At 69.8% G+C, this 14,505-nt stretch carries 15 protein-coding genes; 9 read left to right on the top strand and 6 right to left on the bottom strand.

Features of this window, described 5'->3' with window-relative positions; translation table 11 throughout:
* Positions 1 to 10: 10 nt before the first annotated feature.
* Positions 11 to 1,168 (bottom strand): mandelate racemase/muconate lactonizing enzyme family protein, encoded by a 1,158-nt coding sequence (locus tag ACZ4TR_RS30785; protein WP_465290799.1) that lies wholly within the window; start codon positions 1,166 to 1,168, stop codon positions 11 to 13.
* A 73-nt stretch (positions 1,169 to 1,241) separates the two neighbouring features.
* Here ACZ4TR_RS30785 and ACZ4TR_RS30780 point away from each other — a divergent pair, with 73 nt between their 5' ends.
* The 5 genes from ACZ4TR_RS30780 (at position 1,242) to ACZ4TR_RS30760 (ending at position 8,007) form a co-directional block, all read left to right on the top strand.
* On the top strand, positions 1,242 to 1,988 hold the full coding sequence (locus ACZ4TR_RS30780; RefSeq protein WP_465290797.1) for a FadR/GntR family transcriptional regulator: 747 nt from the start codon (positions 1,242 to 1,244) through the stop codon (positions 1,986 to 1,988).
* A gap of 54 nt (positions 1,989 to 2,042) precedes the next feature.
* Positions 2,043 to 3,191, top strand: coding sequence for a Gfo/Idh/MocA family protein (locus tag ACZ4TR_RS30775; protein WP_465290795.1), 1,149 nt, complete (start codon positions 2,043 to 2,045; stop codon positions 3,189 to 3,191).
* 102 nt (positions 3,192 to 3,293) lie between these two features.
* Positions 3,294 to 4,730, top strand: coding sequence for a type 2 periplasmic-binding domain-containing protein (locus tag ACZ4TR_RS30770; protein ID WP_465290793.1), 1,437 nt, complete (start codon positions 3,294 to 3,296; stop codon positions 4,728 to 4,730).
* Positions 4,727 to 6,742 (top strand): ABC transporter permease, encoded by a 2,016-nt coding sequence (locus tag ACZ4TR_RS30765; protein WP_465290791.1) that lies wholly within the window; start codon positions 4,727 to 4,729, stop codon positions 6,740 to 6,742. The genes ACZ4TR_RS30770 and ACZ4TR_RS30765 overlap by 4 nt, the downstream gene beginning before the upstream one ends.
* Positions 6,739 to 8,007 carry a mandelate racemase/muconate lactonizing enzyme family protein gene (locus ACZ4TR_RS30760; RefSeq protein ID WP_465290789.1) on the top strand — a complete coding sequence of 423 codons (1,269 nt, stop codon included), beginning with the start codon at positions 6,739 to 6,741 and terminating at the stop codon, positions 8,005 to 8,007. The genes ACZ4TR_RS30765 and ACZ4TR_RS30760 overlap by 4 nt, the downstream gene beginning before the upstream one ends.
* Before the next feature lie 67 nt (positions 8,008 to 8,074).
* Here the strand turns inward: ACZ4TR_RS30760 and ACZ4TR_RS30755 are convergent, their stop codons facing one another.
* Positions 8,075 to 8,815 (bottom strand): ribonuclease activity regulator RraA, encoded by a 741-nt coding sequence (locus ACZ4TR_RS30755; RefSeq protein ID WP_465290787.1) that lies wholly within the window; start codon positions 8,813 to 8,815, stop codon positions 8,075 to 8,077.
* A gap of 164 nt (positions 8,816 to 8,979) precedes the next feature.
* Here ACZ4TR_RS30755 and ACZ4TR_RS30750 point away from each other — a divergent pair, with 164 nt between their 5' ends.
* Both ACZ4TR_RS30750 and ACZ4TR_RS30745 read left to right on the top strand, forming a co-directional pair.
* Positions 8,980 to 9,846 (top strand): helix-turn-helix transcriptional regulator, encoded by an 867-nt coding sequence (locus tag ACZ4TR_RS30750; protein WP_465290785.1) that lies wholly within the window; start codon positions 8,980 to 8,982, stop codon positions 9,844 to 9,846.
* A 96-nt stretch (positions 9,847 to 9,942) separates the two neighbouring features.
* Complete coding sequence (locus ACZ4TR_RS30745) at positions 9,943 to 10,938, top strand: hypothetical protein (RefSeq protein ID WP_465290783.1); 996 nt, start codon at positions 9,943 to 9,945, stop codon at positions 10,936 to 10,938.
* Positions 10,939 to 10,951: 13 nt separating this feature from the next.
* On the opposite strand, the gene ACZ4TR_RS30740 is transcribed toward ACZ4TR_RS30745, so the two are convergent.
* From ACZ4TR_RS30740 to ACZ4TR_RS30730, 3 genes are all read right to left on the bottom strand, one after another.
* Complete coding sequence (locus tag ACZ4TR_RS30740) at positions 10,952 to 11,122, bottom strand: hypothetical protein (protein ID WP_465290781.1); 171 nt, start codon at positions 11,120 to 11,122, stop codon at positions 10,952 to 10,954.
* A gap of 136 nt (positions 11,123 to 11,258) precedes the next feature.
* Positions 11,259 to 11,690 (bottom strand): DUF6640 family protein, encoded by a 432-nt coding sequence (locus tag ACZ4TR_RS30735; RefSeq protein ID WP_465290779.1) that lies wholly within the window; start codon positions 11,688 to 11,690, stop codon positions 11,259 to 11,261.
* A gap of 11 nt (positions 11,691 to 11,701) precedes the next feature.
* Positions 11,702 to 12,058, bottom strand: a complete 357-nt coding sequence (locus tag ACZ4TR_RS30730) for a muconolactone Delta-isomerase family protein (protein WP_465290777.1) — start codon at positions 12,056 to 12,058, stop codon at positions 11,702 to 11,704.
* Positions 12,059 to 12,165: 107 nt separating this feature from the next.
* Here ACZ4TR_RS30730 and ACZ4TR_RS30725 point away from each other — a divergent pair, with 107 nt between their 5' ends.
* Positions 12,166 to 12,732 carry a TetR family transcriptional regulator gene (locus tag ACZ4TR_RS30725; protein ID WP_465290775.1) on the top strand — a complete coding sequence of 189 codons (567 nt, stop codon included), beginning with the start codon at positions 12,166 to 12,168 and terminating at the stop codon, positions 12,730 to 12,732.
* A 37-nt stretch (positions 12,733 to 12,769) separates the two neighbouring features.
* On the opposite strand, the gene ACZ4TR_RS30720 is transcribed toward ACZ4TR_RS30725, so the two are convergent.
* Positions 12,770 to 13,819, bottom strand: coding sequence for an aldo/keto reductase (locus ACZ4TR_RS30720; protein WP_465290773.1), 1,050 nt, complete (start codon positions 13,817 to 13,819; stop codon positions 12,770 to 12,772).
* A gap of 100 nt (positions 13,820 to 13,919) precedes the next feature.
* Between ACZ4TR_RS30720 and ACZ4TR_RS30715 the strand changes: the two genes are divergently transcribed.
* Positions 13,920 to 14,504, top strand: coding sequence for a TetR/AcrR family transcriptional regulator (locus ACZ4TR_RS30715; protein ID WP_465290771.1), 585 nt, complete (start codon positions 13,920 to 13,922; stop codon positions 14,502 to 14,504).
* Position 14,505 lies beyond the last annotated feature (1 nt).

The following is a 14,505-nucleotide window of genomic DNA, read 5'->3' as shown; positions in this document are numbered from 1 at the left end:
AACGCCGCGGCTACTCGAAAATCCCGTAACCCGCGACGGCGTTCGCCCGGACGCCGTCCATGTCGAGCTCCACGCCGATGCCGGGAGTGTCGGGCAGCGTGATGTAGCCGTCCTTGACGATCGAGCCGCTTCCGTCGGGGGCGTGGACGTAGCTGTCCCACACCGCGCGCTCCTCGAGAGCGTGCCATTCCTGGACGAAGAAGTTGGGGATCGCTCCGCACTGGTGCGACGTCGCCATCGTGCCCAGCGGCGTCGACACCAGGTGCGGGGCGAACGGGATGTAGTGCAGCTCCGCGAGGTTGGCGATCTTCTTGGCCTCGGCGAGGCCGCCGCACTTCGGCACGTCGGGCTCGATGACGTCCACGGCGCCGCGTTCGAGCAGCTCGCGGAATCCCCAGCGCAGGTACAGGTTTTCTCCCGCGCAGATCGGGGTGCGGGTCTGCGCGCGCACCCGCACCAGCGCGTCGATGTTCTCCGCCGGCAGCGGCTCTTCGAGCCACATCAGGTTGAAGGGCTCCAGCTCCCACGAGATCCGGCACGCGCTCGGCACGTCGTAACGGGCGTGGAGGTCGATGGCCAGATCGACGTCCGGGCCGATCGCTTCCCGGACGGCGCCCACGCGCTCGACCATCGAGTGCAGCTCGGCGGCGTTGATCGTGTGGTTGAAGGCGTCGAACTTGGCCGGGTGGTGCAGGTCGTCGATGTCGAACTTGAGGGCGGTGAAGCCTTCGGCGACCATCCGCTGCGCCCGGTCGACGCACCCGGCGACCGAGCCCGCCGGGTCGTCGCCGTCGCCGCAGTCGGCGTAGAGGCGGATCCGGTCGCGGAACTTGCCGCCCAGCAACCGGTACACCGGCTGGCCCGCGGCCTTGCCCGCGAGGTCCCACAGCGCGAGTTCGATGCCGGACAAGGCGATCACGAACACGCCGCCCTGAGGGCCCGCGAAAACCTTGCTGCGGCGCAGTTTTTCCCAGCACCGCTCGACGTTGCGCGGGTCCTCGCCGATCAGGAGGGGCGTCAGGTCCTTGATCATTCCGACGACCGCGCCCGCGCCGGCATCGGGATTGGCCTCGCCGAATCCGCTGATGCCCTCGTCGGTGTCGATCCGCACCAGCGTGGCCTGGCCGTGGTAGGCCACCACGGCTGTCGTGACGTTCACGATCCGCATTGCACTCCTGCCGCTGAGTAGTGCCGAAGAACGGGACTGTCGCAATGTCTAACTTGTCCTATAAGCTGCTGACATGCAAAGGAGACAAGAGTCTCCGGACGCTGTCAAGGTCCGGACCCTTCCGGTACAGGTGGCGGCCCACCTGACCCGGCGGATCGTGCGCGGCGAAATCGAGGACGGCCGGGCCCCGTCGGAGCTCGACATCACCCAGGAGTTCGGGGTGTCCCGCGTGGTGGCGAGGGAGACGCTCAAGATCCTCGCCTCGCTCGACATCGTCGACGTCGCGCAGGGCCGCCGCGTCGTCGTGCGTCCCCGCGCGGAATGGGACTACCTGAACCCGTTGCTGATCGAGTGGCTGCCGACGGAGATCGTCGACGAACTGCTGCAGGAACTGCACCAGATGCGCGTACTGCTCGAGCCCGAACTCGCCGCGATGGCCGCGGTCAGCATCACCGACGAAACGCTGGCCCGGCTCGGGAACGAGATCGAGCGGATGTCGGCGCTCGAGGCGGATCCCGAGGCCTACCTCGAGGTCGACCACGAATTCCACATGGAGATCTGCCGGGCGGCCGACAACCGCATCCTCGACCGGATCATGTACTCCGCGCGCTGGCTGGGCACGGCCAGCCGGCGCCTCACCAACGAGGCACCGGCCGGCCTGCGCCGCGCCACCGCCCAGCACACGGAGATCTACGAGGCGCTCGTGGCGCGCGACTCCTCGGGCGCCCGCGCGGCGATGCGCAAGCACTTGAGCAACAACTACTCCACGCTCCTCGCGGAGAAGGAGCAGCGAAGCAAGCGGGCCGCCCGGCGGCGTTGACGGACAACCCCTGCACGACCGAGTTCCGGAACCGATGACGAGGACGGACGAGGCATGGCAGCTTCAGCGATCCCGCCGATCCGGCTGGGCCTGATCGGCACCGGTCTAGCGGTCGAGAAGCTGCACTGGCCGGCGTTGCGCACGCTCGCCGACCGGTTCGCGGTCACCGCGTTCACCGACATCTCCGCCGAGCAGCGCGGGCGGTTCGCCGGTTACAGCGGGGTCGATCCCGCCCGGGCCGTCGCCGACCGGGCCGCGTTGCTGGCTCGCGACGACGTGGACGCGGTGCTGATTTCGGTGCCGATCCCGAACCTGTACGAAGTGGCGCGCGACGCGCTCACGGCAGGCAAGGACGTGCTCTGCGAGAAGCCGGCCGGCGTCGACGCGGAGCAGGCCGCGGCCTTCCTCGCCTTGGCGGCCGGGCATCCGGACCGCACTTTCGTGGTGGGAGAGAACTTCTTCTACCGCGACGATCTGCGCTACGCCCGCGCCTTGCTCGACAGCGGCGCGATCGGGCGCCCGCACCTGATGGCGTGGCGACACGCCGGCCGGGTGGTGCCCCGCGAGGGCGGGTTCAGCGGCACGCCGTGGCGGCACCGGCCGCAGTACCGCGGCGGTGTGCACCTCGACTTCGGCGTGCACCACATCGCCCAGATCCGGTTGCTCTGCGGCGATATCGCGCGGGTGCACGGTGCCGTGCAGGCGGCCAACAGCACGATCGACGCACCGTCGGACCTCGCGCTCAACCTCGTGTTCACGGGAGGCGCCATCGGCAACTACACCGCGTCCTACCCGGAGATCCCGGTGCCGCCCGAACCCAACGAAATGCGGCTGTACGGCACCGAGGGCGTGCTCGTGCTCGCCGGTTCCGAGTCGGAGCGCCACGTGACGCGCAGCGGCTCCGACGCCACCACCCACACCACAGTCTTCCGCGGTAGCGACAACGGCTACCGCGCGGAGCTCGTCGACTTCGCCGACGCCGTCCAGTTCGGAGTGCGGCCGGTCGGCAGCGTCGCGCAGAGCGTGGCCAACACGATGGTCGTCCACCGGGCGCTCGACTCCGCGGAACGGGCGGCCGCACTGGCACTCGACCCCGTGCCCGGCGCGGGCCCGGTACCCCTGTGGCGGCCCCGTGGCTCGGCCGGGCTGTTCGACGGGCTGCCAGGACAGCGCATCAGCAGTTCGGCGTCCTTCGCCGCGTGAACAACCACGCTTGAAAGATCCACGCTCGAAAGATCCACAGCGGGGCGCTCGCCTCGCTGTCCCGCCGGTTGCACCGTCGCCCCGTCGGTACGAGGAGTTGTCATGGAAGAGAAGAATGACCTGTCGAGGCGTACGTTCCTCGGGATGAGCGCGGGGGTGAGCGCACTGGGCGTGCTCGGTCTCGCCGGGTGCTCGAGCGGCCCCGCACCCGCGCCGCAGGTCGACGTCCAGGTCCCCCAGGCGCTGCTCGATGAAGCTTCCAAACTGCGCGGCGGGTCGGTGGGGATGCTCTCGCAGAAGCTGTATTCGGAGGCCGCCAACAAGGCGCTGGACAAGTCGCTGCAGGTGTTCGCCTCGGCCACCGGCACCACCGTCCGCAACGACCTCGTCTCCGGCGACGCCGGTGACATGGTCGCGAAGATGGACGCCGAGGTGAAGGCGGGCACCAACCGCGATCTGGCCTTCTTGAGCGACCGGCGGTTCGTCGGCCAGCTGCACAACCTCGGCGCCCTCACCGACGTCACCGACGTGGTCCAGGAGATGAAAGCGCTTTACGGGGAGCCCGCGACGGAGGCGAACGACTACTGCGTGTTCGACGGGCGCTGGTTCGCGATCCCCTACCACTTCATCGCGACCGGGATGTACCTGCGCAAGGACTGGTACCAGGAAAAGGGCCTCCCGCTCAAGCCCTACTACTCGTGGGAAGAGCTGCGCGACAACGCGTTGGCGGTCTCCGACCCGGCGAAGCGGCGCTTCGGCTGGGGGCTGACGGTGAACCGCTCCGGCGACGCCAACGGCTTCATCGCGAACGTCATCAACACCTACGGCGGGGCGATCGCGGACAACACCGGCACGAAGGTCGTGTTCAACTCGCCGGAGACCGTCGCCGCCGTCACGTTCATCGGCGACATCTACACGAACCCGAAGTACAAGCCGATGCTGCCGCCCGGGATCGGCAGCTGGACCGACTCGAGCAACAACGAGAACTGGCTGGCCCAGATCCTGGGCCTCACGCTCAACCAGTTCAGCGTCTACGCCGACTCGAAGACCAAGAAGAACCCGGTCTACGCCAACACGCACGTGTTCAACGGCGCGACCGGACCGGCGCTCGACCGGCCCCTCGCGTACGGCGAGTCCAACTCGTTCGTCGTGTTCAAGGGCGCGAAGAAACCCGACCTCGCCAAGGTGGTGGCGAAGTTCATGGTCGGCGGGACCGCGCTGCTCGGGGTCGCGAAGGAGGCACCGTGCCTGGTCAACCCGTCGTGGAGCAAGGTGTGGGACTCCGACCCGTACTACACGAGCGGTGACCCGGCCTTCCCCGCGTTGCGGGAGCAGACCCGCGCGCCGCTCCCGGTGACCACCAAGACCGGGTACGCGTTCCCCCAGGCCCCGAGTCCCGGCGAGCAGGCCGCGACCGCGGCCTACCTGCTGACCGACATGATGCAGTCGGTCATCCAGGGCACCCGGCCGGCCGACGCCGTCGCCGCGACCCACGGCCGGATCGTCCAGATCTTCGAGCAGCAGGGCTACCGGCAGTGACCATCCTGCGTCCCAAGGGGACAGAGTCGGCGCCGGCCCGTCCGGCGCCGGGCACGTCGTCCTCGCTCACCCCGACACAACGGAGGCTCGGGCGCGACTGGCGCCTCGCCGCGGTGTTCATCGGGCCGACGCTGGTACTGGTCGCCGGCCTGATCCTGGTGCCGATCATCAGCTCGATCTTCACCAGCGCCACCGAGCGCCACGGGTCGGAGACGGTCTTCGTCGGGCTGGACAACTACACCGCCCTCTTCGGCGACGCCCTGTTCCACAAGGGCGTGCTGAATTCGTTCGTCTTCACCGCGTACGCCGAGATCTTCAAGGTGGTCTTCGGGCTCATCGCCGCGTTGATGCTGCACCACATGCGCCGCGGCAAGGCGATCATCGCCGGGGTGATCCTGCTGCCGTGGGTGATCCCGACGGTCGTCACGGCCTTCACTTGGCGGTCCCTGCTCGACCCCATCTTCGGCAGCGTCAACGTCCTGCTCACCGACTCCGGGATCGGGCCCGCCCTGGCCGCGATGGGTCTCGTCGACAAGTGGCCCGCGGAGTGGCTGTCCGATCCCGCGCTCGCGATGCCGGCGGTCATCCTGGTCAACGTCTGGAAGGGCATCCCGTTCTTCACGGTGACGTTCCTCGCCGGGCTCAAGGCCATCGACAGCGGTCTCCACGAGGCGGCCATGATGGACGGCGCCTCGCCGTGGCAGCGCTTCGTGCACATCACGCTGCCGGGGCTGCGTCCCGTCATGATCGTGACGGTGCTGCTGTCGTCGATCTGGACGTTCAACAACTTCGACCTGATCTGGCTGATGACCCAGGGCGGGCCCGGGGACGCCACCGCCCCGTACGTGCTGGTGGCCTACTCGAAGGCCATCCAGCAGCTGCAGCTGGGCGCGGGCGCCGCGGTCACGCTCGTGATGCTGCCGATCATCGCCGTCCTCGTGGTGATCCTCGTGCGGATGATGCGCCGCAGCGACCAGCCGGGCGCGAGCGACCTGGGGCGCCGGCGGCTCACTCCCGGTCAGCGCCGGGCGCTGCCGTGGGTGATCGTCGTGGGCTCGGTGCTCGTGCTGATCTGGGCGTCGCCGCAGATCGTGTGGAAGGCCGCGCTCGTCCTGGGCGTGTTCGTGGTGCTGGCGGCCGCCGTCGGCCGGGTCGTCTCGGTGCTCGCGACGCGGGGCAACCGGCTGGCCGCACGCCTGGTCGGCGGCACCGGCTCGGGGGTCGCGCTCGTGGGGCTGCTGGGCTTCGTGCTCGCCCCGCTCTACTGGATGACGGTCACGGCGTTCAAGTCCGACGACCAGATCGTCGCGCGCACCGACGACCTCTGGCCGACGCCGTGGAGCACCGAGCAGTTCACCAACCTGTTCACGGGCGCGTTCGGCACCTGGTACGTCAACACGATCCTGGTGTCGGTGGCGTCCACCGTGATCGCCGTGGTCTGCGCGGCATCGGCCGGCTACGCGCTGGCACGGCTGAAGTTCCGGGGTTCGGAGAGCTTCACGGTGACGATCCTGCTCACCTACGTGATGCCGGGCGCGCTGCTGTTCATCCCGCTGTACGAGCTGATGAGCGGGATCGGGCTCAACGACTCGTTGTGGTCGCTCGTGCTCGCCTACCCCACGTTCACCCTGCCGTTCGCGACGTGGCTGCTCGTCGGCTACTTCAAGTCCATCCCCGCCGACCTCGAGGAGGCCGCTTTGGTCGACGGCTGCACGCGGTTCGGGGCGTTCCGCCGGATCGTGCTGCCGCTGGCCAAGCCGGGCCTGCTCGCGGTCGCGCTGTTCACGCTCACCAACGCGTGGAACGAGTTCCTGTTCGCCTTCGTGTTCATCACCAAGGACGACTACAAGACGCTGCCCGTCGGCATGCAGTCGATGATCTTCGGCGACGTCGTGCCGCAGGGGCAGCTGGCCGCGGCCTCGCTGCTGATCAGCATCCCGGTCGTGCTCATGTACGGGTTCGGGCAGCGGTTCCTGACCGAGGGCCTCACCGCGGGAGCGGTGAAGGGATGAGCGAGATCACGGAGGAGCACGTCGCGACGGCGTCCCGGCCGAGCGACCTGCGGATCACCGACGTGCGGGTGGCCAACCTGGCCGGCGTGCCGTTCCGCTCGTCGATCATCCGGATCGACACGAACCAGGGGCTGGCCGGCTACGGGGAGGTGCGCGACCAGGCCAGCGCCACGTACGCGCTCGTGCTCAAGAGCCGGCTCGTCGGCGAAAACCCTTGCAACGTCGACAAGATCTTCCGCAAGATCAAGCAGTTCGGGTTCCACGGCCGCCAGGGCGGCGGGGTCTCCGGCGTCGAGATGGCGCTGATGGACCTGGCCGGCAAGGCGTACGGCGTGCCCGCGTACGCGCTGATCGGGGGCCGGTTCCGGGACGAGGTCCGCTGCTACGCGGACACGCCGTCGCTGCAGGATCCGCACGCGATGGGCGCCCGGCTGCTGGAGCGCAAGCAGCGCGGGTTCACGATGCTGAAGATGGACGTGGGCATCGACCTGCTGTGGGACGTGCCGGGGGCGCTGATCGCGCCGCCGGGTGCCCGCGAGGACGTGACGACGATGCACCCGTTCACCGGCATCCAGGTCACCGCTCGAGGCGTCGGGCATTTGGTGTCCTATGCGGACATCGTCCGGTCGGTCGTCGGGTACGACGTCGCGCTCGCCGCCGACCACTTCGGCCACATCGCCCTCGACTCGGCCGTCCGGATCGGCCGCGCGCTGGAACCGTTCACCCTGGCCTGGATCGAGGACCTGATCCCGTGGCAGCTGACCGACCAGTGGCGGCAGCTCACCGCGGCCGTCGCCGTCCCGACGTGCACGGGCGAGGACATCTACCTGCTCGACGGCTTCCGGCCGCTGCTGGACGCCGGCGCCATCCGCGTCGTGCACCCCGACCCGGCGACGGCGGGCGGGATCGCGGAGACCAAGCGGCTCGGCGACTACGCGCAGGAGCGCGGGATCGCGATGGCGCTGCACCTGGCGGCGTCGCCGATCGCGACGATGGCGTGCGTGCACCTGGCCGCCGCCACGGAGAACTTCCTCGCCCTCGAACACCACGCGGCCGAGGTGGACTTCTGGAGCGACCTCGTCACCGGGCTCCCCCGCCCGCTGATCCAGGACGGCCGGATCACCGTGCCGGACACCCCGGGACTGGGGTTCGGCGACCTGAACGAGGAGCTGCTGCGCCGCCACCTCGACCCGCGCGATCCGGTGTTCTTCGCCGAAACGACCCACTGGGACAAGGAGTCGAGCCACGACCGCCTGTGGAGCTGAGCCGTGAGTGTTCAGTCGGGTCAGAACCCGACTGAACACTCACGACCAGGCCGGGCGGAAAGCGCTGTCAGGCCCCGCCCTGCTCGGCGCGCCACCGCTCGTACTCGGGCCGCGCTTCGTCCGAAAGCGGGTAGTACAACCGCATGTCGCCGCCTTCGGACAGCCGGATCCGGGAGAACTCCTCCCAGTCCGCGTGTTCCTGGGCGTGGGCCACCAGGGCCGGGGCGAGCTCGACCGGCACGACGACCGCCCCGTCGTCGTCGGCGACGACGATGTCGCCCGGCTCGACGAGCGTGCCACCGCACGCCACCGGCACGTTGACGGCGGCCGGGACGATGCCGGTCTGGGCGTGGAAGTTCGGGGTGGCGCCCCGGATCCAAAGCCCCAGACCGAGCTGCTTGGCCTCCCCGATGTCGCGCAGGCACCCGTCGATCACGACGCCGGCGCCGCCGCGGCCCTTGAAGTAGGTCAGCATCATCTCGCCGAACACACCGCTTTCCATGTCGCCGCGCGCGTCGACGACGATCATGTCGCCGGGTTGCGCGTGGTACATGACGTGCCGGTGCAGCTGTTTCTCCGGTTCTTCGTACTCGTCGACGGGATAGCGGTCCTCCCGCTTCGGCAGGAACTGCAGCGTCAGCGCCGGACCGGCGACGCGCACGCCGGGGGTCACCGAAACCGGGCCCCGGATGAACGCGCTGCGGATGCCCATGCGGCTGAGCTCGCCGCTGGCCGTCGCGCTGCCGATGGCCGCGAGGGCCGCGCTGAGTTCGGCGGGCGGGCGAACGATGTCGTGCGTCTCGACCACGTCGATGGCTCCCTCGGGTCCGCGTTGACCGTGATTGTCCAAGAGTTTCGCTCTCGATCCGAGCCTAGTCCGGCGAAGCCGCTTTCGCGATGTCCGGCGCGGCCTCGCGAAGGTGGTATCGACGAGTCCTGGTTGTCCCACCGCGCGGGGGTCATCCTGGAAGTGTGGAACGGAACGAACTCGCGGACTTCCTCCGGCGCCGGCGTGCGCTGCTGCAGCCGGAGAACGTCGGTGTCGCGGCCGCGGGGCGGCGCCGGACGCCGGGACTTCGACGCTTCGAAGTCGCCCAGCTCGCCGGCATGTCACCGGACTACTACGCCCGGCTCGAGCAGGGACGCGGCCCGCGACCGTCGGTCCCGATGCTCACCGCGCTGGCCCGCGCGCTGCGGCTGACGATCGACGAACGCGACCACCTCTTCCGCCTCGCCGGGCACCACGCCCCGCCGCGCACCGGCGGTGACGAGCACGTCAGCCGCGGCCTTCTCCGGCTCGTGGACGGGTTGCCGGGCCTGCCCGCCCTGATCGCGTCCGACCTGAACGTCGTGCTCGCCCAGAATGCGATGGCGGACGCGCTGGTGGGGGCGCAGACGCAGTTCCGCGGCCTCGCCCGCAGCTGCACCTACCGGTGGTTCACCGATCCGGAGATGCGCGGCCGGTATCCCGCCGAAGACCACGAGCACGAGAGCCGGGCGCAGGTGGAGGACCTGCGGGCGACCCTGGCGGCCCGCCCGGCCGATCCCGCGGCCGGCAAGCTGATCGGTGCGTTGCGCGCGGAGAGCGCGGAGTTCGCCGAACTCTGGGCCCGACACGACGTTTCGGTCCGGCGCGGCGACCGCAAGCGCATCCGGCACCCCGCGGTCGGGCTCATCGAGCTGGACTTCGACATCCTCGCCACCGCCCGGCAGGACCAGCGCCTGATCGTGTACTCCCCCGCGCCCGGCAGCGCCGCGGTCTCGCAGCTGGAGCTGCTGGCCGTGCTCGGCCAGGAACGGTTCACCCCCTCCGGAAGCGACGGACACCTCCCGGGCTGAGCGGCACCACGGGCACGGACCCGACGACCCCAAGCGGGCCGCTGGGCGTTCCGTCCTGCCCGGAACTTCCCCTTCCGCACGACCGAAAGGAAAACCATGTCGATCCGACGACTTACCGGGCTGCGGCGGTGTGCCGCGCTCGGTCTCACCGCGCTGCTCGCCGCGGCCCCGGCGGCCCTGGCGGACCCTGTCCATGCGGCCGGCATCCGGCTGGGCGACGTGCGCGTCGTCGCCCACTTCGACCGGGCCGCGGGCCAGGTCGCCGAAAGCATCGCCCCGGAACCCGATGGCGGTGCGGTCATCGGCATGATCGCGGCCCGTCAGGTGGTGCGGGTCGCCCCGGACGGAGCCGTCCACGCCCTCGTCACCATGCCGTTGCCCCCGGGCGGTGGCGGCACCACCCCGGTCATCGGGACGCCGGTGGTCACCGGGGTCGCCCGATCCGGCAGCGGGGCCGTGTACTTCCTCTACAGCTCGGGGCGCGGCGGGCTGACCGGGATCTGGCAGGCCCGCTCGTCCGGGGAGCCCCGGCTCGTCGTGCCGTTGCCGGCCGGCACCTTCCCGAACGCCCTGGTCATCGACGGCGAGCGAAACCGGTTCCTGGTGACCGACTCCACCGGCGGGCGCATCTGGCAGGCCCCGCTGCGGGGCGGCCCCGCTTCCGTGTGGTCGGCGGACCCGGCGCTGGCGCCCGGCGGCTTCTTCGGCGCCAACGGCATGAAGATCCACGACGGCGCGGTGTGGGCGAGCAACTCCGACCACGGCACCCTGCTCCGCATCCCGGTGACGAAGGACGGCGGCGCCGGCCGCGCCGAGGTCCGGGCCGCGGGGCTGGCGGGCATCGACGACTTCGACTTCACCGGCCGGGGCACCGAAATCCTCGCCGCGGTCAACCAGGCGAGCGAACTCGTGCGGGTGAGCGCGGACGGCACCCGGGAAACCCTGCTGGACGCCGGAAACGGCATGCAAGGGACCACGGCCGTCGCCGTCCGGGGGGACCGCGTGTACGTGACCAACGGCGCCAACCTGGCCGGAGACGATCCGAATCTCCTGCGCGCGCAGCTAGAACGCTCCCCCGGCCCCAGGCCGTGACGACGCGGGCCGGCTACAGGGCCAGGAGGACGCGGCCGAACGGGCCGCCCTCGGCGAGGTGGCGTTGCGCCTGCGCGGCCTCTTCCAACGGGAACACGCGGTCAACCAGCGCAGTGATCTCCTTGCGGCCCGTCGCCGCGCTCGACTTCCGCCGCGCCCAGCCGCGAGTACAGGCCGAAACCACCGGACTGCTCGGGGACAGCGAAGCCGGCTGGGTCGTCCGAGCTGTTCAGCGACTACTGGTCCGAAACGGACGAGAGCCTCTGGCGGTTCACCAAGCGCAACCAAGATCTCGGTCCGATCCGGACGGTCCTCGGCAGTCACGGCATCGTCATTTCCCGGGTGATCCGGCGGCGCTCGGTCACATAGCCGAGCAGGACCAGCCCGAGACTGGACAGAGTGGACTTGAGCTGCGGCCAGTCGTCTTCGCGGGGCGGGTCGACGCTGGCGGTTCCCGGGTAGAGCACGGCGGAAAGCTGGGTGAGCCCGTACAGGCTCGCGATGATCGCCGCGCTGTCCAGCGACTGGCGTGACCGGCCCGGTTTCCACAAGTGGTACAACGCCGCCAGGGCCAGGCCGGCACCCATGCTCATGGTCTGCGCGTTGTGGAACTTGGCGTGGGGTGGCCACGTCGGGTTGTGGATGTGGGTTTCGTTCCAGTCGGCGATGTACGCGCCGACCATGGTTCCCGCCGCGGACAAGGAGATGAGCACCTTGCCGACGGGGAACTTCCCGACCTTGAGATTCGCCATGTCCTTCTCCGTCAAGCCGTCGTTGCGGGAACAGCGGGCTGCCGGCTCGCGATCGCGAGCCGGTGGGCGGTCTCCGCGGCGTCGGGAGGCGTGGTCGGGTAGACGTCGGCTTCGAAGAACCGGGCGAAGGGCAGGGTGGCCAGCGTCTCCGCGACTTCTTCCTCGTCGGCGGCGATGACCTCGACGAACGTCGCCCGGCGGCTGGGGGAAACGTGGTGGGCGCCGATCCGCCCGGCCGAACGCAGCACCTCCAGCTGCTTCTGCTCGTCCTCTCGCCGCGCGGAGAATTCCGCGAAGTCCGTGTCGTCACGCAGGGTGGCGAACACCATGAACGTGGACGTCTCGGCGGTGTTTTGGGTCGGTGACATGTGCTCAGGCCTTTCGATGACGGTGATGTCAGCTGATGACATCACCGTACCACGCCGATGTCATCAGCTGACATCACTGCGCGGACGGCCGCACTAAACTCGGCAGCATGGGACGATGGGAGCCAGGAGCCGGTGACCGGTTGCGCGAGGCCGCATTGACCCTCTACCTCGAGCGCGGCTTCGAGCAGACCATGGTGGCCGACATCGCCGAGCGGGCCGGCGTCACCGCCCGCACCTTCTTCCGCTACTTCGCCGACAAGCGCGAGGTCCTCTTCGACGCCGCGGCCGAACTGGAGGAAAAGTCCTTGGCCGCACTGGAAGCGGCGCCCGCCACGACGTCGACGCTCGAGATCGTCACGGCCGCACTCGACGCCGTGGCCGACACCATCGGGCACGACCGCGAGCTCGCCCGGAAGCGGCACGCGGTGATCATGGCCAACGCCGACCTCCGGGAACGGGAACTGATCAAGCTCGCCCAGATGTCGGCCACCCTCGCCGACGGCCTCCGACGGCGAGGTATCGGCGCCGCCGAAGCCGCCCTGGCCACCGAAACGGGCGCCGCGGTGTACCGGGTCGCCTTCCAGCAGTGGGTCGACGCCACCGAAGACCTCGACCTGCGCGACGCCATCGACCAGTCGTTCGCCCAGCTGCAAGCCCTGACCGCACCCGGCTGATCTCCGCGTTCGAACAGCGGGCAGCCGCGCCGGAGCCCTACTTGAGCGCCATTCCCGGGACCCGGGCCCGGATCGCGTCCATGGTCGCCTCGTCCGAGACGCCCTGCCAGTCATACCGCGGCGTGTACGGGGCAGTCAGAGCGCGAACATCCTCGTCGCTCAGTTCGACGTCCAGCGAAGCGATCGCGTCGTCGATCTGCTTGGTCGAACCGGCACCGACGAGCGGAGCGGTGACGACCGGCTGGCGGTGCAGCCAGGCCAGGGCGATGGACGCGCGGCTCACGCCGTGGCCGGCCGCGACCTTCCCGACCGCGTCGACGATGGCGTGGTTCGACGCCTCTTCCGCGGGCGAGTAGAGCAGGTCGGCGTAGCCGCCATCCGTCTCCGAGCGGGCGGTCGTTTTCGCGTCGCCCCAAGCGCGAGCGAGGCGGCCACGCGCGAGAGGGCTCCAGACGATCGTGCCGACGCCCTCGTCCAGGCACAGCGGGATCATCTCGCGTTCTTCCTCGCGGGCAAGCAGGTTGTAATGGTCCTGCATGGACACGAACCGGGCCCAGCCGTGCTGCTTCTGCAGGTGCAGCGCCTTGGCGAACTCCCAGGCGAACATCGACGACGCGCCCAGGTAGCGCACCTTGCCCGCCTTCACCAGGTCGCTGAGCGCTTCGAGCGTCTCCTCCAGCGGCGTCGCGTGGTCGTTGCGGTGCACCTGGTAGAGATCGATGTAGTCGGTGCCGAGGCGCCGCAGGGAGTGCTCGACCTCGGTCATGATCGCCTTGCGGGACAGGCCTTTCCCGTTCGGGCCGGGACGCATCGGGTGCCGCAGCTTGGTGGCGATCACCACGTCGTCGCGGTCGGCGAAGTCCTTCAGCGCCCGGCCGAGGATCTCTTCGCTCGACCCGTTCGAGTACATGTTCGCGGTGTCGAAGAAGGTGATGCCCGCGTCCAGCGCGTGCTTGATCAGCGGACGCGCGTCGGCCTCGCCGAGGGACCAGACGGGGTGGCCGCGGTCGGGTTCGCCGTAGGTCATCGCGCCGATCGCGATGGGCGAGACGTCGAGGCCGGTGGTGCCGAGCTTGCGGTAGCGCATGAGAGGCTCCTGGGATCCAACATGCGGACGATTCTCCGCATGTTGGTCCGAAACTAGCGGAGGATCGTCCGCGAGTCAAAGCGTGGGGCATCATCGAGGCATGACCGACCAGACGCCGGGCACGTACGGCACGCAGCGCAAGGCCGCCGCGCGCAACCGTGTCGCGATCATCGAGGCCGCCCACGAGCTGTTCGCGCAGAACCCGCTGGTGCCGCTGAGCGAGGTCGCCAAGCGTGCCGGCGTCGGCGCCGGGACGCTCTACCGCCACTTCCCCACCCGCGAAGACCTGATCCTCGCGGCCTACCAGCACGACATCGAACGTCTCACCACCACCGCCGACGAGGTCCTCGAGCGGCATTCGTCCGCGAAAGCCGCCTTCGTCGAGTGGTTCGAGACGCTGTCGGCCTACATCCGCATCAAGCACGGCCTCGGCGACGCGCTGCACAGCGCCGCCGCCCAGGACGTGATCGACGCTTCCTGGGCACCGACCACCGCGGCGGTCAAGAAGCTCGTCGACGCCTGCGTGGCCGAAGGCACCATCGCCGCCGGGCACGACCCGGCGGACATCATCATGCTGATGAGCTTCCTGTGGCGGGTGGCGAACAACGACGAGGGCGCCGCACAGGGGCGGCGCCTGGTCGCCGCCGTGTTCTCCGGCCTCGAGCAGACGCCCCGACCGGTGTGAG

Source organism: Amycolatopsis sp. NPDC028719 (assembly GCF_055565395.1).
This window is presented reverse-complemented; position numbering and strand designations above follow the sequence as displayed.